The sequence below is a fragment of the Pseudoalteromonas luteoviolacea H33-S genome, from assembly GCF_001625695.1.
Classification (GTDB): Bacteria; Pseudomonadota; Gammaproteobacteria; order Enterobacterales; family Alteromonadaceae; genus Pseudoalteromonas; species Pseudoalteromonas luteoviolacea_B.
On record NZ_AUXY01000004.1, the window covers coordinates 1 to 782 of the forward strand.

A 782-nucleotide genomic window follows, 5' to 3' on the forward strand; every position below is an offset into this window, starting at 1 on the left:
AAGCCAGATACCCTAGTGGGGTTGTGCGTTGAGCGCTCGTTGGAGACGGTGATTGGTGTGTTGGCTATTCTCAAGGCCGGGGGAGCCTATGTACCGCTTGACCCAGCCAACCCACAGTCTCGCCTGGCGTATATGCTTGAAGACAGCGGTGTGCAAACCGTATTGACTTCAAAAGCGGTGCTGGCGCAATTGCCGCTGTTGGCGGATAAAGCCTTGTGCTTGGATGATGGCGCCATACAGGCAGAGTTGTCGGGCATGTCAGAGCAGGATCTGGCGGTATCTTCATTGGGTCTGACGTCCAGTCACCTGGCTTATGTTATTTATACCTCCGGCTCTACTGGACAACCTAAAGGGGTGTTGGTGCAGCATAATAATGTGACCCGCCTGCTGGACACGTCACAAGCGCATTTTGACTTTAGTGAAGGGGATGTCTGGACACTCTTCCATTCTTACGCCTTTGATTTCTCGGTGTGGGAGATTTGGGGAGCCTTGGCCTATGGCGGGCGTTTGGTGGTGGTGCCTTACTGGGTGTCGCGCTCGAGCGGGGATTTTTACCAGTTATTGGTGCAGGAAAAAGTAACGGTCTTAAACCAGACGCCGAGTGCTTTTAATTTGCTGATTGCCGAAGACGGCCGTCGGGATGAGTCGCTGGCGCTGCGCTATGTGATTTTTGGTGGGGAAGCGCTGAACTTCACCCAGCTTAAGCCTTGGGTGGCGCGTCATGGTGATAATGCCCCGGAATTGGTCAATATGTATGGGATCACTGAGACCACCGTGCATGT

General features: G+C 53.6%; 1 protein-coding gene. It reads left to right on the forward strand.

Annotation, left to right across the window (positions count from 1 at the left end; translation table 11 throughout):
- Window positions 1-48: 48 nt before the first annotated feature.
- The coding region (locus N477_RS00615) for an AMP-binding protein (RefSeq protein ID WP_269199987.1) at window positions 49-782 on the forward strand (734 nt) is incomplete at its 3' end.